Genomic DNA, 22,566 nt, shown 5'->3' on the forward strand with positions numbered 1-22,566 from the left:
TCTGTAAATGATTTCTAAAAATTCTGTAAATGACCTAGTTACTTTCCTTATTTTCCTAATATAATGTGGGTGAAGGAAGTCACCTTTCCTACATTCAAAAGAAAAGAGGAGATGTAATGAAGTTCAAGAAACGGATGGTATTGTTTATGGTAGCGCTTACAATGATGTGTGGCGGACTGTATGTTTCTCCCGCCAAAGCCGTAAAAACCACAAACTATGCAGAAGAAATCGCCGCACTGCAGCCAGGCACGACACCGGAAGAAATCATGAAGTCCGCCAGCCAGATTGCCAAACAGCAGCACGTCAAGCAAGACGTCATTCTGAAGCAGTTCTATGAGGAAATCACTGCGGATAAAGCAGAAGGCGACAGGCTCGCCAAGGGAAGCGGCATGTCTATCATGGGCGGCTCGTCCGGCACGAAAAAACTCCCGACAAGCGCGAAAGGGAATATCTATTACACCAACTCCTACACAGCCTTCTACAACCACGGTCACGTCGGCATGTACTCCGCGGCTGACAAAATTGTTGAATCTGTCCCGAGCGACGGGGTCAGGCAGATCGCTTACAATGCCAGAGACGTGGAAGACAACTCCATCGTGCAAACAGTCAGCGTAACCTCATCTCAAAAAACATCCGCTGCCGACTGGGCGGTCTCAAGAGTCGGCGACGCATACTCATTTAACTTCGTTAATAACAGAAATACCGGCCATGATGGCGCCAAAAACTGTTCAAAGCTCCTATGGTCCGCCTTTTTGCTGAAAGCAGGCATTGATATAGATGGCAACGGAGGCTTAGGCGTATATCCGCGCGACATTACAAGCTCTTCCTATACGTCAACCATCATGACCATTTACTAAGGAGAAAGATATGAAGAAGTGGATGATTACCATCGCCATGCTGATTCTCGCAGGGATCGCACTATTTGTCTTCGTTTCTCCTCTCACAAGCCATAAAGCCGTGAGTCAGCAGGATCTCAGCGACACCGATTTTCTGGACGACAAGGACAGCCTGCTGTATCTCTCAACCTCTGCGGATCAAGATGCATTCGGCGGCGGGAAAAGCTACGCCCTGTTCATCAGCCAAGACGGGTCGCTGTCTTCTTTTAAGATGAAGGGCCTTGAGCTGGGCTCAGCCAAGATTCACGGCGACAGTGTGATGCTGGAGGACAAAAACACGATTTTCACAATCAAAAACGGCCTGCGCTCCCATAAAAGAGCCTATCAACACACCGGTGACAGCGCGGGCTTTTTACAACAGACGGACGGTTTTTACACCCTCTACAACTCCGGCTACGACAAAAAGGGAGACGGGTACCGTTCAGAGCTGTACCGCCAGATGGACGGAGAGTGGAAAAAAGACGTCATCCCCTACTACATCCGAGCCTCCGGTTTTCATGACGGCGCCATTTACGCACTCGTTCCAACAGCTGACGAAAAAAGCTATCAACTCCTCCAGATTCAAGCCGATCAGAAGAAGCTTACCTATCAAACGATGACGGAATGGCAATACCGGGAAGGAGCCTCAGTCGAATCCCAGCTTGCTGTGGATGATCAAGCTGTTTATGTCATGATTCGCGGCCAAAAGGCGAGCAATCTATATCAAATGGTCAAAATCAACAAGAAAAGCGGCAAAGTGGAACTGCACGACATCGCCAAATACAAAAACGACGAACAAACGATATACAGCTCCATGCCCTTCAGCTTTAAAAACAGCTTTTTCTCTTATGATGGATACCTGTACTTCATTGACGGCTTCGGAAAGGTGTACAAAATCGATGCAAAGACAGGAAAATCAAGCATCGCCTTCACTCTTTCACCAGAAAAAATGAAAGCCGATTTCAAAGAAATCACCCGAAAAGGCAGCAGTCTTTATTTCTTCACATACACATATAACCAGCCTGCATATATTGAACAATACAGCCTGAAAACCGGAAAGAAAGTGAAAGAAAAAGAGATCGGGAAGGTAAAGGATGTCGTGACGCCGAAGAGTCATTTGAAGCTGTATGATTTTGAAGTGATGAAGGGGTTTTAAGCGGCAATATTGTCACATTATTTCTCAGGAAATACGAAAAAGAGACTTGCAGGAAGTCTCTTTTTCTGTTGCTTAGTTTGATACATATCCTTGATAGAAAGCTGTCCAGCCACCGTCATAACGTGGTTCAAAGTTATAAAGCTCCAATGTTCCTTTATAGCCATCAATTGAGTAGTTGTAATAGTCAGGGATATCGTTGTAATCAGAAAGCCCCCAGTAAGTCACTTTATAACCCGTGACATATTTGATATCCTGTGCTTTGACTTCCTGTGTAGAAAGTTCAGCCGCAGAAGCCGGACTAGCAAAAGTGCTCCCAACACCTAGTGTAATTCCCAAAGCTAATGTACCAATCACAATTTTTTTAAACATTTTCTTACCTCCCATTTTTTTGAAATCAAATATAAAATTCAATGATTTCTTTGAGAATCCTATCTGTTTTAAATTAATTCTGTGTTATAATTGTGAATTTTTGTAAAATAATGTATCGATTGGATTGAATGACGGGTAAAGGAGGGATCAAATGGGCACCAAACGTGTCATGCTGCAAGCAGCGATTATTGGTCTGACTTCGGCGGTTACTGTGTTCCTGCTGAACGGGGGAAAAGCGGGCTGGTTGGACATCGTCGGAACCATTGTCGGGTGCTGGCTTGGCATTTTTATTGTCGTTAAGATGCAGAAAAAACAGTCGTGAAAAAGGGAAAGGGTCATGCCGAACCGAAGTCATGTTCAAGGACGAAAAGTCCAAAAACATGAATGGGAGGAATGGCGTTGACAGGAAACAAAGCGGTTGTGTACAAAGGCGAAGGAACTGTAGCGGTGGAGGATATCGGGTATCCGGAGTTAATCTTGAAGGACGGGCCCGGCGTTCCGAAGGCGAATGTGAATCGTAAATGTGAGCACGGGGTGATTTTGAAGGTGCTTACCACAAACATCTGCGGAAGCGATCAGCACATGGTGCGAGGCCGCACGACGGCGCCGGAAGGCTTGGTGCTCGGGCATGAAATCACCGGAGAAGTCATTGAAACGGGGCGGGATGTTGAATTTATCAAAAAAGGTGACATCGTATCCGTTCCTTTCAATATTGCCTGCGGGCGCTGTGTGATGTGCAGAACGCAGAAAACGCACGTGTGCTTGAATGTCAACCCGGAACGGCCGGGATCGGCTTACGGCTACGTCGATATGGGCGGCTGGGTCGGCGGCCAGTCGGAATACGTCATGGTGCCGTACGCCGATTTTCAGCTATTGGTGTTCCCGGATAAAGAACAGGCGTTAGAAAAGATTCTCGATTTGACGATGCTGTCCGACATTTTTCCGACCGGCTTCCACGGGGCGTACACAGCGGGCGTGCAAACAGGTTCAACCGTTTATATCGCTGGAGCGGGACCTGTCGGCTTAGCCGCCGCACACTCCGCCCAGTTCCTTGGCGCCTCGACGGTGATTGTCGGCGATCTGAACGAAGACAGACTGGCACAGGCGAAAAGCTTCGGCTGCGAAACGGTCAACGTGCAAAAACACGATCGCCTCGGCGAGCAAATTGAACAAATACTAGGTGAACCGACCGTTGATGCCGCCGTGGACTGTGTCGGATTTGAAGCATCTGGACATGGCAATCAAGGAGAAGCGCCAGCCGCCGTGCTGAACTCGATCATGGACGTCACCCAGGTCGGCGGAAGCCTTGGCATTCCGGGCTTATATGTGACCGAAGATCCCGGTGCAAAGGATACGGACGCCAAAACAGGCTCACTAAAAATCCGCTTCGGTCTCGGCTGGGCCAAAGCCCACACCTTCGTCACCGGACAAACACCAGCCATGACATACAACCGCAATTTGATGAAAGCGATCTTGAGCGGCAGAGCGCAAATCGCAAAAGCCGTCAACGCCACAGTCATATCGCTGGACGAAGCCCCAAACGGCTATAGCGACTTCGATAAAGGCTCAGCCAAAAAATTCGTCATCGACCCGCATGGAATGCTGAAGTAAAGAAAAAGCCGGACGTTCTCAGAACGCCGGCTTTATTGCTGGTCATCTGTTTCTTTAAAACGATCTCCTGATTCGTCTTGGACGATGAAGTCTCCTTCTATTTTGTCCAGTCCAATCAGAATATAAGGGTTTTTCTCATTTGCCTTGGTAGCGGGTTTTCGCTTCACAGTTACAATCGTTTCCTTAGGCGAGAATTTGACGCCTGACACCTCAAGCTTCTTATCCTTCTCTCTGCTTCCAAGAGACACAACAACCATTTTTTTGCCTTCTGAAATGGTGAAGACTTGATATCCTTTTACGTCATCATGCATTTGAAGGTAATTAGCGTATATTTCTAAGTCTGGACTCCCTTCACCGATTCGATCTTTCTCTAACACCCAATAAGACGGCTGACACCCAGCAAGCAGCAACATGATCACAAAAAGCCAAACCCATCTAACGCGCAAATGCAGACCTCCCCAAACATCGGTTACATCCAAACTAACACACGAGCGAAATAGAGTCATCAACAGCTTGTTTGTCGAATTGTGGATAAAACTCAGCCCGAAGCACTACTAACATGTGAATAAATAGGTTATATTGGGAAGAGAACATTTACAAAAACGCAAGAAACCATCGGAGGATTTGAACATGAAACAAACGTATTATTCCTGTGAAGAACACATCGAAACCGTGTTGGATATGTACATAGACGACCACGAGCTGCCGCCCGAAATCAGAAAAATCGAACATACTAACAGTTTATCCACAGCCTGTGAATTATGTGGAGACCCCGCAGTATATATAGTGGGGAACGAATGATCTTACACAAAATACAGAAAAGATATCCACAATTGTGGGCAACATATATGAATAACTTGTTCTTAAAGTGGGGATGACCTGTGAATATTAATATTGTGACCATCGGAAAACTAAAAGAAAAATACCTCAAGCAAGGCATTGAAGAATACACAAAACGACTTTCGGCCTACGCAAAAATCGACATCATCGAACTCCCGGACGAAAAAGCGCCGGAAAACCTAAGTGACCAGGACATGAAAATCATAAAAGACAAAGAAGGCGACCGCATCCTATCCAAAATCAGCCCCGACGCCCACGTCATCGCCCTCGCCATCGAAGGAAAAATGAAAACATCCGAAGAACTAGCCGATACAATAGATAAGCTGGCTACTTATGGAAAAAGCAAAGTCACCTTCGTCATCGGAGGGTCACTGGGATTGAGCGATGCAGTGATGAAGCGAGCGGATGAGAAGCTGTCGTTTTCGAAAATGACGTTTCCTCACCAGTTGATGCGGTTGATTTTGGTAGAGCAGATTTATCGGGCTTTTCGGATTAATCGTGGGGAACCTTATCATAAATAGGTAGCGGTTTTCTTTAAAATCCCGAAGAATGTGGGAGTTGTTAGTAACCATGTTATGTAGGGAGGAGTCACTAGGACTCCTGCTTACTATGATATAGGCAACAAAAGAAAAATTGAATATCTTTTAATTACTTTGCTTACATCAATTTTTATGATAGACGCTACAGGTAGTTGTCTCAATTCCATAGAATCTAAGCGTTCTCATAAGTCTAAAATTTCTTGCAGTTGTGTACATATAAAGTCTGTAGTGACTTAAGTATAATGTTTACTGTTGACCTGTGAAAACTCTTTCCGGTTCTTTGTTCGTTACCAAGCTTATTGAATGGTTGGCGATCTTCAATCATCCCCATCAACATATTTAGAAAAGATCATTTTAACTATTTCTTCGGAAATTTTAATAGCTCCTTATTTTTACTCCGGTATCCAAGAACTCGTCCACCATGAATTCCCCTTATTCTGCCTTTCGGTCATCTCCATATTTACCAGTGAGGAAAAATTATAGTATTAAAGCATTAAAAGGCCAAATATCACTTTCTTTTAACAAGTAATTAGGCCTTTATTCTTTCACAAGCGGGCTCTATTGTTGCACAAATGTACTTGCCTATAGGCTAAGAAATTGTAACCAAAACAACCTCTTTTGCACATAAAACTATCATAGATAGGATTCATATTAAGGAGAGTATTTTTGTGAATTATGGCTATACGAGGATGACCGAGGGTACATCAAGAACTGGTGAAGCTGCTTTAGGAATTTAAAAACGATAATTTGAAAAATCAACCTACTTGCGTATTTTCAATTACCGAAAAAAATGAATTTCAAAGATCTGTATAAGCATATCATAAAGAATACCATACTTTTGTATAAGTGAACTTTACTTTTATAAAAAAACAGTTTATAATTCAATCAAGAGGTGAAAGTCATGAGGGAAAATTTGGGTGATTCAATCTCAAATAAGGTTTATGAATATCGTGTACTTGCCAGATTGTCTCAGCAAGAATTAGCAAAGAAAGTCGGGGTTTCCAAACAAACCATCTTCGTAATGGAAAAAGGAAATTATGTTCCGACTCTGCTATTAGCTTTTCGAATTGCCGAATTTTTTAAAGTGGATGTAAACGAGATTTTTACTTATGAGAAAGGAAATGATCAAAAATGAAAATGAATTCGATCTCAGATACTATCACTAACGCAATTTTTTCCCCTTTAAAGTCCTGGGCTGAACATTCTCAAGGAAATTGGAGTATTCTCATTGGTAGCGGGTTTGTATTGCTTGTAGTCGGATTGATTCTGACAATCGTATTTCATAAAAAAATGGGTAAGACTGACGAGAGAACAGACCAAATCGCTTTAAAAGGTTGTCTCTGTATGTTATATGCACTAATTTTGTGCGACTTGATTTTCCCAAAAGAATATATGTGGCAAGTTTTCTTCTTATTTAAGTATGCAATTGCATTCTTCGCTTCAGCAATCTATCTAGCCGTTCGATATATAAAAGATTTTTTAAACTAAAGAACTAAATAGGAGGATTGGAAAAATGCATGTAAATTCAATTGCCAAGAAATATAGTGGCTCTGTAGTTTTAAAAGGAATATCTTTTGATTTTAAACAAGGAGAAATCGTTGGTTTAATTGGAAGTAACGGTGCTGGAAAAAGTACTCTTATGAAGATCATTGCTCAAACAATTCAGACATTCGATGGATCTGTTGAAGACAATAATCATGTTGGATACTTAATTGAGGAACCCAAACTATACAGTAATAAGACCGGATTAGCGCATCTGTCCTACTTTTCAGAAATATACGGAAATAAATTCAAACTTAGCGAATACGAGGAACTTCTAAAGGGTCTACAATTATTTGATGTATTGAATAAAAAGGTGAAAGAATATTCTTTGGGAATGCGGCAGAAATTAGGCATTGTCATAAGTTTATTGAATAAGCCAAGTTACGTTATATTAGATGAACCAACAAACAGTATGGACATAGAAACATCCCTTGAAGTATTACAGCAATTAAGAAAAATGGCTACTGTGTGGAATATCGGTATCTTGATTTCCAGCCATAAGCTAGAAGATATTGAAACAATCTGTGATCGAGTTTTGTTTATAGAAAAAGGCACTATTTCCGACGAACAACAATTTAGTAAGGAGAGCCAATCTATTCTAAAATTAGTTTTTGATAATCCTACTGACTTAGCAACATTTATCGAGAGCCAGGAGTTCGGAAGTATTATTCACACAAGCGAGAGAACAATTCAAATTGAAACGACAGCAGAAAATACTGAGATATTTAAATTCTTAAATCAGTTGAAGATAAGGTTAATTGATTTTACTGCTGAGAAAAAAACGCTTCGTAATGTCTATATGAACAAATTAAGGGGTGAAGATCATGATACTAAATATCAAAAATTACGTTAATTACAATTTTAAAGAACTAATTAAAAAGGGCCATTTGGCTGTTGGAGTGTTGGGAGCTTTTGGACCAGCACTACTCGTGAGTTACTTTATATTAACAGCAAATACGCCGTTTAACATTAAACATGTCTCCAATTTTTATTGTATGTTGGGGATGTTGGCGGCGGTATTACACCCGCTTTATTTTGTCAATAGGGATTACTCTTCTAAGACAATTTCGTTAATTAACAACTCAAAACAAAACAGAAAAAACTATGTATTGGCCAATGTCGTAATTGCACTACTTGTGAGTTTACTTTATGTAGCATTGGGAATAGGTTTACTTCTAGTTACACAACAACTTGGAGTGCCTGGAGAATTGAAGGTTACCTTCCTTCTGGGATTCTTTGTTAATGTCTTTCTTCTAGTGCTGACTTATTTCTTGTTAGGGTATATTTTATTATTATATGGTGTTCGAAGTGGTGCAGTTTATGGTATTTTAACAGCAATGTTACTTTTTTTTCCTAATATTTTAGCGAATATTTTGGAAAGTACTCATAACAAATTTCTTTCAGGCTTAATTGAAAATTTTCCTGGTTATTTCTATCCAGTTATGGTTGGCTCAAATCCACTTTCGCTTCTACAGTACTTCATTGGTTGTTTTATTTTAATCGTACTTTTTGTACTCGTGCTCAAAAAGAGCAAAAAAATTGAAATATAAGAGTGTGTTCAAATTTTAAAAAAGTAATAGACTGCCCTTGTTCTTAGCTAAAATATAGGATAAATTAAACGAATATTCAACTTACTCCATGGTGACGAGTCGAAGAGAGAAATTTTTCTCTTCGACTTTCTTTGTACAGCGCTGAAACAACTTCAATTACCTGCAGAAGTGTAAGTGAATGGATGACGTTTCCACAAGAGATTTAGGCTTATTTGAAGGTTACCCTACTCTGTTTCCCGGATCTTATGCCATTTTGAGAAAAACCATGTTGAAAAATGGGTACCGTTTTACTTTAATTTCATTACCAATCTACCTCACTAATTGCTACCTCAAGGTCTTTCAACAAACAAACCACAAATCCTTTCGACCTTACAATGAAAAAATTTTTTCCTAAAGTCATTTCTAAGCATCAAAACCATATTGACATAATTCATTAATATCAAATACTGTATGGTAACCACCATTCTTGATAAGAGGGTCACATTAATTTGGATTGTAAAATCCTATAAGCCTTTTCAAAAATTTAAAACGTGGAAAGGCTTTTCGTCATGCCTTCATAAGTAAAATGTTACATGCTTTGTGAATTTAAATATTAATAAAAACGTTGCATCCCTTGTTATATATGGTGTACAACGTTTTTTATGCGTTCCTTAAATTTTTTTTATTCTACATGTATTCTTTATTATTAATTGTTGTTCATCATTTATGTCTTTTATATGAAAATGAAATTTCAATAAGATTCCCTAATGATTGTTAATGTATACTTATAGTGGTAAAATCTAATCAGTTCGTGGCAGAAAAATTTCCACAGATGGTTTAAAATACCTAAGTAGCTTTGAGGGATAAAATGCAAAGAGAAAACACAATATTTTAAGTAATCAAGGAGGACGGAAAGTGCACTTTTCAGAAATGATAGATCGTTTGGCTTTATATGATTTACACAGAAAAAGAAGCAAGGATAAACACTTTTCTGCTGCTTTTACAGCCAATATAGATGATAGAGAGGAAGTTTACAGTGCAAATATAGTTGATGTTTCAATTGATTTGAATAAATCTAAAAAAAGTTATAGGGTTGGTACATTTAGTTATGAATCCTTAATTCAAACTGGGAATCTTGTTAATGATACTTTAAAAGGGGAGGTTTTTTTAAATAAAAATGATATGGATCAACCCAATGTCATCTTTGTACACGGTTGGCGCATGGATTCGTACAATAGGATCAAAAAAATATTTCATAATCGTATAATGAACGATTTAGGCTGGAACATGTATTATTATTCTCTTCCATACCATTTTGAAAGAGAACCGGAAAATTCACTGTATAGTGGCGAGTTGATGATTAGTGCAAATATTGATCGTACAATTGAGTCGACAAGACAGGCCATTGTCGATTTACGGGCGTTAATTCACTGGATAAAAGCAAATAAAAAAGGACCTGTTATCATAGTGGGAGTAAGCTTAGGGGGATGGGTTACTAATCTAATTGCAACCCTAGAATCCCAAATTGATGTAGTGGTATCAATCTTTTATGCCAATCGCCTTTCTTATTCAATATGGAACACGATCCCAGGTAAATTCATAAGAGAAGAATTAGAACAAAATGGTGTGACTTATGAAGATTTAGTGACGTATTGGAATATCACAGATGCTAGTCAAGCTTTACCGAAAGTTAATAAAGATAACATTCTGCTGATTTCTGCTAAACATGATCAGTATATTGACTTAAAAGATGCAGATTATTTATGGGAAAGTTGGGGGAAACCCACAAGATATGTCTACAATTGTGGTCATTCAGGCATTGTTCTTTGTCGCAAAAAGCTGGCAAACGATACGCTTTCATTCATTCAAAATAAAATAAAAAGGTAAGATTACGATGCTTATACTTACTGCGTTACTTTGGTTGATGAGTTCTATTCTATTGCTCACATACCCAGAAAATGAAAAAACCAGATGGGGAAGTTTCATTGGCATCGGTGGGGGTTTTGGTGGATTAAGTGTCTTATTATCATATGTTTTTGATCATGCTTCTAAATGGATTCAATTTTTGCATTATCTGTCTTCGTCAATAGGACATTATGGAACTGCATATGCAATTTTAATTTTCGGCTTAGTATTTTCAGATACAATAAAACCAAGGCAAAAACTTCTTTGGAAGCTGTTATTATTCATTCCCGTTATCATCATGCAGGTTTTTTTCACAGATTATCCTATATGGGGGACGCAGCATGTAATATTATCCCTTTGGGTTGTTCCTTATGTTTTTATATCATTGGCTTTGATGGTTTACTCTGCATATTCGGAAACGAATAAGATGGCTAAAAAACAAAAAATACTCACTTGCTTAGTAGTCGTGCCAACACTTATTTTTGCAGTGTTCACAAATATTATTTTAGAGGCTTTTGGGGTATTCGGAATTTGGATGCTCAATCCGTGGGTTATAACAGCAGCATTTTTGCTATTTATCTACTTCATCACTAAATATGGCTTTCTAGGCGTTCAAATAAAGTTTGAAAAACAAAGACGTGACCTAACAATGAAAGCTGTAACATCAGGTACAGCTTTGTTAAACCACTCAATAAAAAATGAAGTGGCTAAAATTGATTTGTTGGCGAATCAATTGAAAGATACTCATAATCAAGAAAATAATGATGAAACCATTGATTTGATTTTAAAGTCTGCAAATCATTTGTTTGAGCTTTCAAGTCGTATTCAAAAAAAATTAGATATTATGGAGCTGAAGGAATCCGAGTTTCGTATGAGTGATTTAATCAAGTCAAGCATCGGCTTACTTCAACCACAGATTTCAGAAGTTGACATATTAAAAAAATATGAAGTTGATGCACAGGTATATGGAGATTTCGTTCATTTACAAGAAACAGCTATAAATATAATGAAAAACGCTATAGAGGCTATGGGAGACAGCAAAACACTGACAATTAGAATCTATGAAACTCGCAAAAACATTCATATAGATTTTATAGATAACGGAAAAGGTATTGAGAAAGATAAGCTTTCAAAAATATTAGATCCCTTCTTTTCAACAAAAAAAAAGGTGGGGAATTTTGGTCTTGGATTAACATACTGTTATAACGTTATGACAAAACATAAAGGTGATATAACTGTAAAAAGCCAATTAGGCCATGGAACAACAATAACATTATCATTGCCAAAAAACAGAGTTCTTAATATTACACCAATCCAAGAATATAAGAATAATTTGTCAGGGGAATGTTATGGATAAAATTAGATTAATGATTGTTGAGGATGATGCGGTCTGGATGAAATGTATATCTGAATTGGTTCAAAAAGAGACCGATATCATAGTTGTTAGTCAAGCATTTACTAAAGATGAAGCTCTTCAAATTGATTCTTCAGACGTTGATGTTGTATTAATGGATTTAACTTTATCTGAAGGTGAAGAGTTAGGCGGGCTTCATTTGTCTAGGGAATTAAATGAGAAAGGTTTTGAAAAGATTATCATGTTAACATCTTGGGACGAGCCAGAAGTCATCTTAGAATCGTTCGATATAGGAGCAACAAATTATATAAACAAAACCTCTTATAAAGATATTCCAAAGGCGATTAGAGAAGCATATTCAGATAAAGTAAGCTTTAATGCAGACGTTTCGAGTTTGCTTATCAATGAGCTTAGATTAGAAAGAAAGGCAAGTGTATTAACACCTGCGGAACGCGAAGTTTTCAAGTTAAAGGAAAAAGGACTAAGTAGAGCCCAAATAGCTGAAAAATTGTTCAAATCGGTTGAAACGATTAAAAAGCAGCTAAAAACAATAAAAGAAAAAATCAAATGAAATCACGATTTTAAAGGGAGGGGTATAAAATTACCCCTCCCTTTTATTTGGAAAATATTGTAGAGTATTATTCGTCAACGAATTAAAAAATTTCCATAATAGCTCACGGTCTTCATCATTTAATTGAGCCAGAGCTTCTGCAAAGGGGGTGATGTTTTTAATAGAGGAAGGATATTTACTGTAAGAAAAGATTGGACTGGCTCTATTTCCCATTCAGACATTGGATTTAAAAACGTTGAGTAGTTGCTATTTATAAGGTGTGTTTGCTTTATCTGAAACAATGGTAATACATTATAATCGGGAACTTCTAGTGTTTCATAATTTAGTCAAATTTATCTGAAATAGATAAAGAAAAGGAGAAATAATATGAAGACTGAATTCAGTAAATTACAAAAAGAGGTTAAACAAGAACAAGTTACTTGGTTTGAAGAAGTTGTAGATCAAGAATTTGATGATGATGTATTTGGAGCATGTACTACAAATACATTCTCTCTAAGTGATTACTGGGGAAATAAGGGTGGCTGGTGTACTGTCAGTAAAGAATGTATGGCTTGGTGTTAATAATTAGAAATGCTTTTATGTGATAATGTCAAAAAATATTATGTGAATAGGGGATATGACAATGAATGATAAAAAGTCTATTGCAAATAATAGTTTAAAAAACGAGCTAGAACTTGGAAAATACCTTGAATCAGATATGATTGCATTAACTGAAGATGATGTTGTTGGTGGTTGGACACCGGCTTTATCTGTTATTACAGGATATATTTCAAGTAACACTTGTCCGACTACTGCTTGTACTCGCGCTTGTTAAAGGAGAGATAAAATATAATGGTTATATATAGGAAACAGTTTTACCCGGAACTTGAAAAGGCGGATTTCGATGAACACATTGCACCACTTCTCCATTATATTGATGATTTGCCTCCGCATTCTCCAGATAATCTGAAGAATGTGGAGAGTTTTAAGGACCGGGAACTTTATCCCTATCATAACCCTTGTAGGATGATTGCGCGAAACATCTGGGAGAAAGTCTGGGACTCAAAGATGGACAAGCATCTCGTTGAGCCTGAATCATTCAAAAAAGCTATCTGTGAGTTGTTTTCACAGATAGCTTTCTCCTACCTAATAAGATGTTTTGCTGAACAGATTAAAACATTACCCAAGGGGTCTATGAATTCAAAAATGATTTATGAGTACTATACCCAAACATTAATGGATACGGAATTTAAAGAATTTGCGGGTACTTACTCAATTGCATGGGGAAGATGCAATAATGTATTAGAAAATAAGGCAATTGCAATCAAAGATACTATTCAATTGACTCAAAAACATCGTCTGAAGATAGAGGAAAAATTCAGCATTCCATGCACTAGCCGTATTGTTTCTGTAGAGTCAGGTGGAGACACACATAATAATGGGTCTTCAGTAGCGATTATTACCTTTGAACAAGGAGAAAAGCTTGTTTTTAAACCACGTTCAGTCTCCGGAGAACTTGGATACACGAATTTTATTCGTGAGATTAACAAATTTATTTCTCCAAAGATGCCTTCTCTGACTGTTGTTGATTTTGGAAAATATGGTTTTACATCTTTTGAAGAAACCAATGAAGACAAGAAGGATATGTTTCAGGCAGGTAGATTAGCATGTCTAATGTTTTTATTAAATGCTTCAGATATGCACTTTAGTAATATATTATGGACAAATGAGGGGCCACTTCCAATAGATTTGGAAACTTTGTTTCATCCATCTCGGGTTAGAACTGGAATTCCGGAGGCTAAAAGAAGCGCATATTATGCAATGGAGAAGTCAGTATATGGTACAGGTGTACTTCCAATATCATTAGGTAAAAAATCAAGTAATGGTTCAGTTGATGTCGGGTTCACTGGTATTCGTGATCAGAATAGTGTAAGTCCTTTTAAAACCTTCGATATAAAAGATGGTTTTTCTTCAGATATAAAAGTTGTCTGGAAACATCAAAGAATTGATAATGCTCTATCGACTGATCCCGATTTAGAAGCGTTGATACATGAAAGATGTGACCAAATTATCGATGGTTTCTCTGATTTTTTCATGCAAATATTTGATCAAAAGGATTTGTTTATTGACGCAGTTATAAAGTCATTTAGAAACGCTAACCTTCGCTATATACATAATATGACGTATAGATACGAACAACTTTTACGTATCTTAACAGATGCAGAGCCATCCAGGAATATAGACACGGCACATGCTTTATTGTCGCGCATTGGAATACTGAGTATGACAAGTGATATTAATTTGGTTAAATCTGAATCTAAACAACTTTGGAATGGGGATATACCATACTTTTCTGTCAATTTTAAAGGAACAGAAGTTTTTTGTGGAAATGAAGTTGTTTCTTCTATTTCAACAAGTCCCGAATCAGCATTTATTTTGAAGATGAAAAGTCTCACAAAATCAGACTTGACTAAACAAATCAATCTAATACGGCTAGCTTTTGTTGCTAAGTTAGCAGATCCCCATACTGATGGAACGTTAAAATTAGAAGAATCAGAATCCACTGAAGAAGAAAGACCTACATTAGAAAGACTGAACACATTAAAAGATGACAATGTTTTAAAGCATAGGGAAATAATTTCTTGGTTTTCAAAATCATTAACTGAATCACTTTTAGACGATCGCTATGAACATTTACCTAAAACTTGGATTGGTCCTGTTGCACGATTTGGGCAAGGCTGGACGCCAGGAGTTTTAGGATACGATTTATATAGCGGAAGAGTTGGCCCGGCACTTGCATTGGCAGTGGCTGGTAAACTTTTATCGGACGATATTGCTTTAAAAGCTTCTTACGATATTTTTGAAAAATCAGCGAAAATTCTTGAGGATAGAAGTTACGAACTTAGAAATGTCCTTCTTTCTGGAATTGGTGCATTTTCTGGAGTTTCAGGGCTACTGTGGACATTATTTTCAGCAGGGGATATCGTCGGAAACGAAAGATGGAAAGACATAGCTGTTAAGTCTTGGCCAATATTGCATCGTTCTTTGGAATCAGAAGATAATAATTTTTTCGATATGATTACGGGAAAAAGCGGTTCGATTGTTATGAGATACCGAATGCAGGAAGATTTCAAATTAAGTGATGATATGATCAATAAAACTCTCTCATTGGCATACTCAAGAATTAATGATAGTGATGCTAAAACAACTTCAGGATTGGCCCATGGATATAGTCAATTACTTTGGTTTTTTGCTTTGGTCAATCAAAAACAAGAAAAAAGCGAGATAAAAAGAGTGATTGAAGAGATTGATTCGATTATCTGTAACAAGTACACAAATAATAATGGAATCATAGAGACATATAAAGATGCCGGTAATGAGCATGTATCATCATCTTGGTGTAATGGTTTAGCAGGCCTATTAATAGCCTATTACGAAGCATACAAATCAAAAGTTCTGTCTCGAGAATCAGTGCTCAATATAATCGGTCAGCTAAAAAGGATCCCTATCTCACGTATTCCGGTACTTTGTCACGGAAGCCTGGGAATAGTAGAGGCGCTTGAGTATGTAAGTGAATCATTTCCAGAAGAAACATCAGAAATTCTTTTAGAAATAAAAACAACTTTCGGCTCTCCAGAATACATTTTTAGTTACTATAAAAACGGGAAAGGTCGTTATCCGTTAAGCCCAGGATTGATGGCGGGTCAAGCTGGTGCACTATTGCACCTTTGTAAATCACTTGATCCTAAAATTAAAATTTCCCCTTTAACGCTAACATGAAAATATTTTCTGAAATTAAAAAAAGAAGACTAATGCCAACTTTACAATTAGCACAATCAGAATGCGGGCTATGTTGTGTTAAGACAATTCTGGAGGCTTATGATTATCAAATTTCACTTTCAGAGCTCAGACAAGTTAAAGAGCCGGGCAGAGACGGTCTAGGATTCCAACAACTAAAAAAATTGCTCTCTCATTTTGGGATGAATGCCAAAACTTATCGAATAAAAGACACGAGGGCACTTAAGGTAATAAACTATCCAATCATAGCTTTTTGGAAAGGGTATCATTTTGTTTGTGTCGAGTCATATAATGAACATGAAGTAATAATCATGGACCCATCGATAGGTCGGATAAAAATTACCCAATCGGAGTTTCTCGAAAATTTCCAAGAGTATGTGCTAGCTACTGAACCTGGAATAGATTTCAAGAAACGCAGCGTTAGCAATCTTTCTAGGTGGAAAAAAAAGTATATTTGGCCATCTAATTTGATAGGTCTATATTTAAAAATAGCTATAATGAGTATTGTTTTAGTTGGAATAACATTAATGATTCCCTTATTTACACAGCTATTAATTGACAATGGGTTTGGTGACGCTACTTCTTTTGCTACAATACTCGGATCTCTCATCATAGCATTAATTATTATGGTAATTCTAAATTTTCTCAGAACCTACTTCTCAATAAAGATAATTTATCGTTTTAGTTGGCATCTTCTGAGTGGTGCTTTTACACGTGTTTTATCACTCCCAGCAAAGTATTTTACAGTAAGAGCGCCTGGTGAAATTATTTATCGGCTCAACTCTCTTACACGAATACAGGATGTTTTGGGAACCACATTAGTACAAGCATGTCTTGATTTGGTAAGCGGTGTAGCAATATTAGTCTATGTTTTTTGGATATCACCATGGCTCGGAATTATGATACTGTTGTTTACTTTATCAACTTTTGCCTTTTTGATTATTGCTCAGTCTTACGTAAATTCTGCAACAGATAAAGAACTACACGAGGGGACTAACGCACAAAGCATACAGTTAGATGCTATAGTTTCTATAAATAGCGTGAAACTAGGAGGCTACGTTCAGTCCTATATCGATGACTGGAAACAGCGCTTCAGAAAATTCTTAAATGCAACAAGCCACAGAATGCGTATCCAGCAAGGAATAATAGGATCGATATTATCCGGAATACAAGTATTTGCTCCTTTGATTATTCTTGTTACAGGTATATATATGGCAGAACTAGGTCTCATGACACTCGGGCAAGCAATTGCGGTTCAGTCTATTGTGGCATTATTGTTCGTCTATGTGAATTCAGTATTTACAATTGCATCTGAAGCTCTGGTTGCGGTGCGGTATATTGTATTAGCAGAGGATATATTTGAATATCCTGTAGAAAATTCTCGTAAAGATTCAAAGGGAATGCCTTCAGGATCAGTTTCAATTAAAAATCTTAGTTTTAGTTATACTTCTGATAGTATCCCGGTCATTAAAAATATTAATTTGGATATTTCTGATGGAGAAACGATTGCTCTTGTTGGATTATCTGGATCCGGCAAGACTACGCTTGGGAAGGTAATTGCTAGTTTATTTGAACCTACTAGTGGTTCTATATATTTTGGAGGAATTGAGTATGATGAATATAATCTTGATACATTAAGAGACTCAATTAGCTATATTCCTCAGGAAGTCAATTTGCACAATCGAACTATCATGGAAAATCTCAAGCTCGGCAGTCAGCTTACAGAAGCAGAAATACGGGAGCTTTGTGATTCGTTGGAGTTTATGAAATTTATTAATGAATTTCCTATGGGTTACAATACAGTTATATCAGAAACGGGAGCAAACCTATCTGGAGGACAAAGACAACGAATTCATATAGCGAGAGTGTTACTTCAAACACCCAAATTGCTGATAATGGATGAAGCGACGTCATCACTTGATAATATTTCACAATCATATGTTTATGATGCATTATCAAAACTTAAGTGTACAAAAATTGTTATAGCACATCGGTTAGAGACTATTCTAAATGCTGATCGTATTGTAGTTCTTGAAAATGGATGCATTGTACAAAGTGGATCTCATGAAGAATTAGTTAATATAGGTGGCTTGTATGCAAAATTGTTTGGGGCAGAGCTTGAAAAGGGGAGAGTTGAAAATGCAATTGGCAGCACATAAAATAGTCCTTGCTGTGGAGAGTTACTTTTCGGATGAATTAGAACTTACTAACTATAAGATAAAAGAACTTCTTTCCCGGCAAGACGTTGTATCACATGCTGAGATAGCAGCTACGAACTGTTTACATGCATTATTGGAATATCATGTGTGGAGACTGTGTCAAAAAACTTTTGTATATGAATTTCACAAATATCGAGAAAGTTTATCTTATCCTGCTGATCCTTCATCATCAAAAGCGTTTGATCGATATGTCAGTTCAATTGATAAGGAACTTATAAGCAATTGGTTTACAAAATATGATTGTTTACGAAAAATGGTCACACAATCAGTGAATAATACTTGTTCTTTTATCGAAGATGTGTGCGCTAATTTTAGCAGAGATGCTACTTTACTCTTATCAGAAGGTTTAATTAGTAGAGGATCAAGATTACAAACTATTATGCCTCTTGAATCCGATCCTCACAATGGTTCAAAAGTAGTTCTATGCTTGGAATTTAAACCGTCGAAAAAGGTTCTATATAAGCCTCGGTCTTTAGAGATTGATGTTTTAATCGATAAACTTTTTTCTGATACTCTGAAATTCGATTCTTTACAGAACCATTCACCAGTTGCCCAAACAGTTAATCGGGGTGAGTACGGTTGGCAGAAGTTTGTGCAGCATACACCCATAAGCCAATCAGAGGTCGGCAGCGCTTATTATAATCTCGGTTTATGTGCGGCGGTGTTTAGCTGTCTTGGAGCAACAGATTTACATGATGAAAATATTATTTTTAACGGGATATATCCTTATTTTGTAGATTTAGAAACTAGTTTACAACCAGCATATAATCGTACATGTGGTTTACTTGACCAATTAATGGAAGAAATGCTTTCCTATTCAATTGCTGCTACGTCAATCATTCCAGCTAAACTCACGATTCCTCGAAAGGTATTGGTTGGTGCTATTAATACACCCTATCCACAAAAAACTAATGAAATGGTTTTTACACTGAAAAACCCAGGAACAGATGCTGTAGATATAGCCAAGGAAAAGATTGATGTAAACCGAACAACTGTACCAATCACGTTAACTAGTAATCAAGCGCCCGATCCACTTCCATTTCAAGAGGATTTTCTTAAGGGCTACTCAGATGGATATGAAAAGATGATGGACAAACGAGAGCAAATTTATTCAATATTTACTGATATTCAATGTTTAATTAGAGTAGTTAATAGACCTACAGTTCAGTATTACTTGATGCTTGATGCGTGCCTATTTCCGGAAAATTTAGTTGACGATACCGCAATAAATCAAGTGCTAAAATATCTTAAGCCACCTAAGTTAATTAGAGATTCTGAAATAGCCAAGAGTATATTAGAAGAAGAAATTCGTTCTTTAAAAATTGGGGATATTCCATATTTTTCTATGAAGGCGAATGATAAACGTTTATATTCAGGGGACTTTATTTCAGATGACATATTTGATGTGTCGCCGGAAAATAATGTAATAAGACGGTTAGAGAACCTTTCACAAAAAAGATTGTTACTTGATAAGCGCTTAATTGCAGAAGGATATTCTGATATTAGAATACATGAGGCTGAGCATAAAAAAGTAGATGATTTGGGTTATCAATCTCCTTTATTTTCAAATGCCTTGCGAAAGGTGACAAAAGATGATCCTAATCCTTTGATTGATTTAATAAGTTCTTTATCAATTACTACCAAAACAGACAATCCTGAAACTGGATGGATTGGAGGAGTGTATGGAAATATCCCTATATCCTATGAATCTAGTCCTCTTATTTCGCTTCATGATAGTGGGGGTATTCTATTTCTCTTGGAGCATCTTACAGAGTATGAAAAAATAGCCAATCGTTCTAAGTACACTAATCTTTATAATCAGGCCAAACGAGGTTTAAAATCCCTTCGTAGTGTATTTTCTTCACAATTAGAATCTGCACCAACATCAATAATTTCAGGATCAAGTTCTTTAGATTTTATATTTAACCATAATAGGAATAGAGTAGAAGAAACAGAACAAGTTGTGTCTCAAATTCAATCAGAGAACATTCCGAATGGTGATGTATTTATTGGCCCGGTAGGTATAAGTCTCATGTTAGCTTCATTTGCGGATACGCCGAATCAGGTTCTGGAAAAACTAGAAGATAAAATTCTCCATGAAAGCCCATCGAGTATGTTATCTAGTGATGGACTAGCGCATGGAAATTTAGGAGTTATATGGGCAAAATTTAGATTATCTTATGCTTTAAATAATACTGAAGGATGTAAGCAACTTTTTAAAAAGGCTGTACAAATATCTTTTCCGAATACTGTTAATACTGCAGGTTGGTGTAACGGAAATTCTGGTTTGCTAATGGTTCTAGCTGAAATGGCAAGAGCATTAAACGAACATTTCAATCTCTATGATATAGCGAGGAAATCAACAATATTACCAGAAAATGGACCTGTAGATTTATCTATATGTCATGGGGCTGCGGGGGTACTTCAATCTCTACTATTTGCATATGAAGCTTCCGGTGATTCGTGGTATCTATCACTTGCAAATCAGTATTGGGAAACTGTATTGGATTTAGCTAATCATAATGGATTTTATACTGGGGAAAAGAATAGAGACTACCTCTTGGGATACTTTCTCGGTTGGAGTGGAGTAGCTGATTCTGCACTTCTGTTAAAGATGTATAATAACGGTGAATCTGCTTGGTTTCCACTTAATCTAAGCTCTGTTTCATATCAACGAAATATATATAAGGAGGATATGGAGTGCGTTCATTAGTGGCAATTAATCCGAGTAGAAAGAATTCAATGGATTATACAGAGCTAGGAATTGTTAAGTTTGGTGAAGTGGATATACTGTTTGGAACAGTTGAATTAGAACAACCTTACTTCGATGCTGAAAATCCGAAGAATCATGAACATGTATTAGTAAGAGTGACAGCTTTTTCATGCAATTACCGTGATAAAGCCATACTACTTGAAAACTACAACTCAATCAAGGATTCTGATCGATTGTTTGTTCCTTTTGGCTCGGAATTTAGCGCAAATATTGTTGCTGTCGGTAGGGACGTACATGAATTTAAGGTCGGAGATCGTGTTATGTCTGATTGTTCATATCCTGATAGCGGAAAACAAGGAATTTTACCGGGTGTAGCTACAAATTTTGCATCGTTGGGTTGGTTGCGTCTTCATAAGAAAAAGATTATAAAAGTACCAAAAAGCTTAAGTGATATTGAAGCCGCCTGTTTTTCTTTGGGTTCCCAAACCGCGTCAGCGATGATAAGACGCTCTGGAATACTTGTGAATGGTGGGAATCCGTTAGTATTTAGTGCACGGTCACACACTTCATTGTTTATTATTCAACAGTTACTCTCTCATGGCATCACTCCTATTTGTTTGTCAACGTCAGAGTGGAGTGATAAAGAAAAACAAAAAATATATCCTAGTCGCGTAGAATTAGTAAGTACAGCTATTAATAGTACATTAAATGATATCGTCAAGCAGAAGATTACTCACGTTTTTGATCCGTTTTTCGATATGAACATCGGCTATGCATTATATTACTTACAAACTGGCGGGACTTATGTTACTTGTGGATTACGAGATCAGCATCCTCTATTGTCTAGTGACACACCAAGTGATGCTGAGCCTGTGGTCAGAGGAGCATTAGAAATGAGTATTGTTAAGAATGTTTCTATTTTAGGAAATTGCCTAGGTTCAAAAGAAGATTTAGAAAGAGCAATTCAGCTACAAAATAGAACGGGGACAAGAATAATCATCGATCAGGAATATCAACTAGAAGAAGGTGTGGATTTTGTACAACGATCTTTTTTTGATTCCTCCCGGTTTGGAAAATGTGTTCTGACCCTTTAAAAAATAACTTGTTATAGGAAAGATTTGTCGTATTAACAACTTAATTTAATTAATGTTGCTTTTATACGAGCAAAAAAAAACAATATTATAAATCAATTGCAGAGAATGTAGAATGAATTATAAGTTAAAATACCAATATGAATACTTTTCTTATTTGATTATGAGGCCTCTCAATACTGTATTTTGAGAGGTTTTTGTTTGATACATAATAGACTGTATGGAATCTTATGTAGACTCTATTAAAAAATTTGCTTAGTGCCTGAAGAGATATTTCAATGGGAAGAGTACCTAAAACACCTTAAAAGCAAACTATTCAATGAAATAAGACAGCTAAAAAACCTCACTTATACATACAACGGTGCACCCGTACCATAATTAACGCAAAGCAGAAAAATACATGTAAATAACTGGACTAAAACGTCGGAAATGAAAAATTAGTGAAATAGATAAGACAGACAGTCATCGTTCCATT

21 protein-coding genes and 1 pseudogene are annotated in these 22,566 nt (G+C 37.3%); 20 read left to right on the top strand and 2 right to left on the bottom strand.

The features are described from left to right. Window positions 1-116 precede the first annotated feature (116 nt). Both V6D44_RS05705 and V6D44_RS05710 read left to right on the top strand, forming a co-directional pair. Window positions 117-857 (top strand): hypothetical protein, encoded by a 741-nt coding sequence (locus tag V6D44_RS05705; protein ID WP_202327772.1) that lies wholly within the window; start codon window positions 117-119, stop codon window positions 855-857. 10 nt (window positions 858-867) lie between these two features. After that, entirely contained in the window at window positions 868-2,031 is a 1,164-nt protein-coding gene (locus V6D44_RS05710) for a hypothetical protein (RefSeq protein ID WP_333516320.1), read from the top strand. Window positions 2,032-2,103: 72 nt separating this feature from the next. On the opposite strand, the gene V6D44_RS05715 is transcribed toward V6D44_RS05710, so the two are convergent. Continuing rightward, the gene (locus V6D44_RS05715) at window positions 2,104-2,400 is read right to left on the bottom strand and encodes a hypothetical protein (RefSeq protein WP_064815437.1); all 297 of its coding nucleotides are present in this window, start codon (window positions 2,398-2,400) and stop codon (window positions 2,104-2,106) included. A gap of 151 nt (window positions 2,401-2,551) precedes the next feature. On the opposite strand from V6D44_RS05715, the gene V6D44_RS05720 reads away from it, so the two are divergent. Then, window positions 2,552-2,722, top strand: coding sequence for a hypothetical protein (locus tag V6D44_RS05720; RefSeq protein ID WP_087993692.1), 171 nt, complete (start codon window positions 2,552-2,554; stop codon window positions 2,720-2,722). Window positions 2,723-2,784: 62 nt separating this feature from the next. Beyond that, entirely contained in the window at window positions 2,785-4,011 is a 1,227-nt protein-coding gene (gene fdhA / locus V6D44_RS05725; protein ID WP_333516321.1) for a formaldehyde dehydrogenase, glutathione-independent, read from the top strand. Between the two features lie 32 nt (window positions 4,012-4,043). Here fdhA and V6D44_RS05730 read toward each other — a convergent pair whose 3' ends face one another. Continuing rightward, complete coding sequence (locus tag V6D44_RS05730) at window positions 4,044-4,457, bottom strand: hypothetical protein (protein ID WP_087993694.1); 414 nt, start codon at window positions 4,455-4,457, stop codon at window positions 4,044-4,046. Window positions 4,458-4,641: 184 nt separating this feature from the next. Here V6D44_RS05730 and V6D44_RS05735 point away from each other — a divergent pair, with 184 nt between their 5' ends. The 16 genes and pseudogenes from V6D44_RS05735 to V6D44_RS05810 all read left to right on the top strand — a co-directional run bounded on the left by V6D44_RS05735 (window position 4,642) and on the right by V6D44_RS05810 (window position 22,094). Beyond that, window positions 4,642-4,812, top strand: coding sequence for a CxxH/CxxC protein (locus V6D44_RS05735; RefSeq protein WP_003236479.1), 171 nt, complete (start codon window positions 4,642-4,644; stop codon window positions 4,810-4,812). Between the two features lie 80 nt (window positions 4,813-4,892). Further along, window positions 4,893-5,372, top strand: a complete 480-nt coding sequence (gene rlmH / locus V6D44_RS05740; protein WP_003226975.1) for a 23S rRNA (pseudouridine(1915)-N(3))-methyltransferase RlmH — start codon at window positions 4,893-4,895, stop codon at window positions 5,370-5,372. A gap of 919 nt (window positions 5,373-6,291) precedes the next feature. After that, the gene (locus V6D44_RS05745) at window positions 6,292-6,525 is read left to right on the top strand and encodes a helix-turn-helix transcriptional regulator (protein WP_333516323.1); all 234 of its coding nucleotides are present in this window, start codon (window positions 6,292-6,294) and stop codon (window positions 6,523-6,525) included. Continuing rightward, the gene (locus tag V6D44_RS05750; protein WP_333516324.1) at window positions 6,522-6,878 is read left to right on the top strand and encodes a DUF2178 domain-containing protein; all 357 of its coding nucleotides are present in this window, start codon (window positions 6,522-6,524) and stop codon (window positions 6,876-6,878) included. Before V6D44_RS05745 ends, V6D44_RS05750 begins: the two co-directional genes overlap by 4 nt. A gap of 25 nt (window positions 6,879-6,903) precedes the next feature. Further along, the gene (locus tag V6D44_RS05755) at window positions 6,904-7,785 is read left to right on the top strand and encodes an ABC transporter ATP-binding protein (RefSeq protein WP_333516325.1); all 882 of its coding nucleotides are present in this window, start codon (window positions 6,904-6,906) and stop codon (window positions 7,783-7,785) included. Then, the gene (locus tag V6D44_RS05760) at window positions 7,757-8,482 is read left to right on the top strand and encodes a hypothetical protein (protein WP_064671702.1); all 726 of its coding nucleotides are present in this window, start codon (window positions 7,757-7,759) and stop codon (window positions 8,480-8,482) included. The genes V6D44_RS05755 and V6D44_RS05760 overlap by 29 nt, the downstream gene beginning before the upstream one ends. 894 nt (window positions 8,483-9,376) lie before the next feature. Next, window positions 9,377-9,538 (top strand): annotated as a pseudogene (locus tag V6D44_RS05765) (abhydrolase domain-containing 18); the annotation flags it as partial. Between the two features lie 144 nt (window positions 9,539-9,682). Next, the gene (locus V6D44_RS05770; protein ID WP_124072819.1) at window positions 9,683-10,348 is read left to right on the top strand and encodes an alpha/beta hydrolase; all 666 of its coding nucleotides are present in this window, start codon (window positions 9,683-9,685) and stop codon (window positions 10,346-10,348) included. Between the two features lie 7 nt (window positions 10,349-10,355). Beyond that, the gene (locus V6D44_RS05775) at window positions 10,356-11,723 is read left to right on the top strand and encodes a sensor histidine kinase (protein WP_327844998.1); all 1,368 of its coding nucleotides are present in this window, start codon (window positions 10,356-10,358) and stop codon (window positions 11,721-11,723) included. After that, on the top strand, window positions 11,716-12,291 hold the full coding sequence (locus V6D44_RS05780) for a response regulator transcription factor (protein WP_064671705.1): 576 nt from the start codon (window positions 11,716-11,718) through the stop codon (window positions 12,289-12,291). Before V6D44_RS05775 ends, V6D44_RS05780 begins: the two co-directional genes overlap by 8 nt. A gap of 366 nt (window positions 12,292-12,657) precedes the next feature. Then, entirely contained in the window at window positions 12,658-12,852 is a 195-nt protein-coding gene (locus V6D44_RS05785; RefSeq protein WP_064671706.1) for a plantaricin C family lantibiotic, read from the top strand. Window positions 12,853-12,913: 61 nt separating this feature from the next. After that, window positions 12,914-13,105 (top strand): class II lanthipeptide, LchA2/BrtA2 family, encoded by a 192-nt coding sequence (locus tag V6D44_RS05790; RefSeq protein WP_064671707.1) that lies wholly within the window; start codon window positions 12,914-12,916, stop codon window positions 13,103-13,105. A 17-nt stretch (window positions 13,106-13,122) separates the two neighbouring features. Beyond that, complete coding sequence (gene lanM / locus V6D44_RS05795) at window positions 13,123-16,050, top strand: type 2 lanthipeptide synthetase LanM (RefSeq protein WP_333516326.1); 2,928 nt, start codon at window positions 13,123-13,125, stop codon at window positions 16,048-16,050. Between the two features lie 32 nt (window positions 16,051-16,082). After that, on the top strand, window positions 16,083-18,227 hold the full coding sequence (locus V6D44_RS05800) for a peptidase domain-containing ABC transporter (protein WP_250541113.1): 2,145 nt from the start codon (window positions 16,083-16,085) through the stop codon (window positions 18,225-18,227). Continuing rightward, entirely contained in the window at window positions 18,208-21,000 is a 2,793-nt protein-coding gene (gene lanM, locus V6D44_RS05805) for a type 2 lanthipeptide synthetase LanM (protein WP_333516327.1), read from the top strand. The genes V6D44_RS05800 and lanM (V6D44_RS05805) overlap by 20 nt, the downstream gene beginning before the upstream one ends. Beyond that, the gene (locus V6D44_RS05810; RefSeq protein ID WP_333516328.1) at window positions 20,988-22,094 is read left to right on the top strand and encodes an MDR/zinc-dependent alcohol dehydrogenase-like family protein; all 1,107 of its coding nucleotides are present in this window, start codon (window positions 20,988-20,990) and stop codon (window positions 22,092-22,094) included. The genes lanM (V6D44_RS05805) and V6D44_RS05810 overlap by 13 nt, the downstream gene beginning before the upstream one ends. Window positions 22,095-22,566 lie beyond the last annotated feature (472 nt).

Source organism: Bacillus sp. 0209A, assembly GCF_036765095.1.
GTDB lineage: Bacteria > Bacillota > Bacilli > Bacillales > Bacillaceae > Bacillus > Bacillus subtilis_G.

Excerpts from the sequence above, each read along its gene's own strand:
- V6D44_RS05760 (WP_064671702.1), top strand. The coding sequence starts at position 7,757 with ATGATACTAAATATCAAAAATTACGTTAATTACAATTTTAAAGAACTA.
- V6D44_RS05750 (WP_333516324.1), top strand. The coding sequence starts at position 6,522 with ATGAAAATGAATTCGATCTCAGATACTATCACTAACGCAATTTTTTCC.
- V6D44_RS05755 (WP_333516325.1), top strand. The coding sequence starts at position 6,904 with ATGCATGTAAATTCAATTGCCAAGAAATATAGTGGCTCTGTAGTTTTA.
- V6D44_RS05715 (WP_064815437.1), bottom strand. The coding sequence starts at position 2,400 with ATGTTTAAAAAAATTGTGATTGGTACATTAGCTTTGGGAATTACACTA.
- V6D44_RS05790 (WP_064671707.1), top strand. The coding sequence starts at position 12,914 with ATGAATGATAAAAAGTCTATTGCAAATAATAGTTTAAAAAACGAGCTA.
- V6D44_RS05780 (WP_064671705.1), top strand. The coding sequence starts at position 11,716 with ATGGATAAAATTAGATTAATGATTGTTGAGGATGATGCGGTCTGGATG.
- V6D44_RS05710 (WP_333516320.1), top strand. The coding sequence starts at position 868 with ATGAAGAAGTGGATGATTACCATCGCCATGCTGATTCTCGCAGGGATC.
- fdhA (WP_333516321.1), top strand. The coding sequence starts at position 2,785 with ATGGGAGGAATGGCGTTGACAGGAAACAAAGCGGTTGTGTACAAAGGC.
- lanM (WP_333516326.1), top strand. The coding sequence starts at position 13,123 with ATGGTTATATATAGGAAACAGTTTTACCCGGAACTTGAAAAGGCGGAT.
- lanM (WP_333516327.1), top strand. The coding sequence starts at position 18,208 with ATGCAATTGGCAGCACATAAAATAGTCCTTGCTGTGGAGAGTTACTTT.
- V6D44_RS05745 (WP_333516323.1), top strand. The coding sequence starts at position 6,292 with ATGAGGGAAAATTTGGGTGATTCAATCTCAAATAAGGTTTATGAATAT.
- V6D44_RS05785 (WP_064671706.1), top strand. The coding sequence starts at position 12,658 with ATGAAGACTGAATTCAGTAAATTACAAAAAGAGGTTAAACAAGAACAA.
- V6D44_RS05720 (WP_087993692.1), top strand. The coding sequence starts at position 2,552 with ATGGGCACCAAACGTGTCATGCTGCAAGCAGCGATTATTGGTCTGACT.
- V6D44_RS05775 (WP_327844998.1), top strand. The coding sequence starts at position 10,356 with ATGCTTATACTTACTGCGTTACTTTGGTTGATGAGTTCTATTCTATTG.
- V6D44_RS05705 (WP_202327772.1), top strand. The coding sequence starts at position 117 with ATGAAGTTCAAGAAACGGATGGTATTGTTTATGGTAGCGCTTACAATG.
- V6D44_RS05735 (WP_003236479.1), top strand. The coding sequence starts at position 4,642 with ATGAAACAAACGTATTATTCCTGTGAAGAACACATCGAAACCGTGTTG.
- V6D44_RS05770 (WP_124072819.1), top strand. The coding sequence starts at position 9,683 with ATGGATTCGTACAATAGGATCAAAAAAATATTTCATAATCGTATAATG.
- V6D44_RS05800 (WP_250541113.1), top strand. The coding sequence starts at position 16,083 with ATGCCAACTTTACAATTAGCACAATCAGAATGCGGGCTATGTTGTGTT.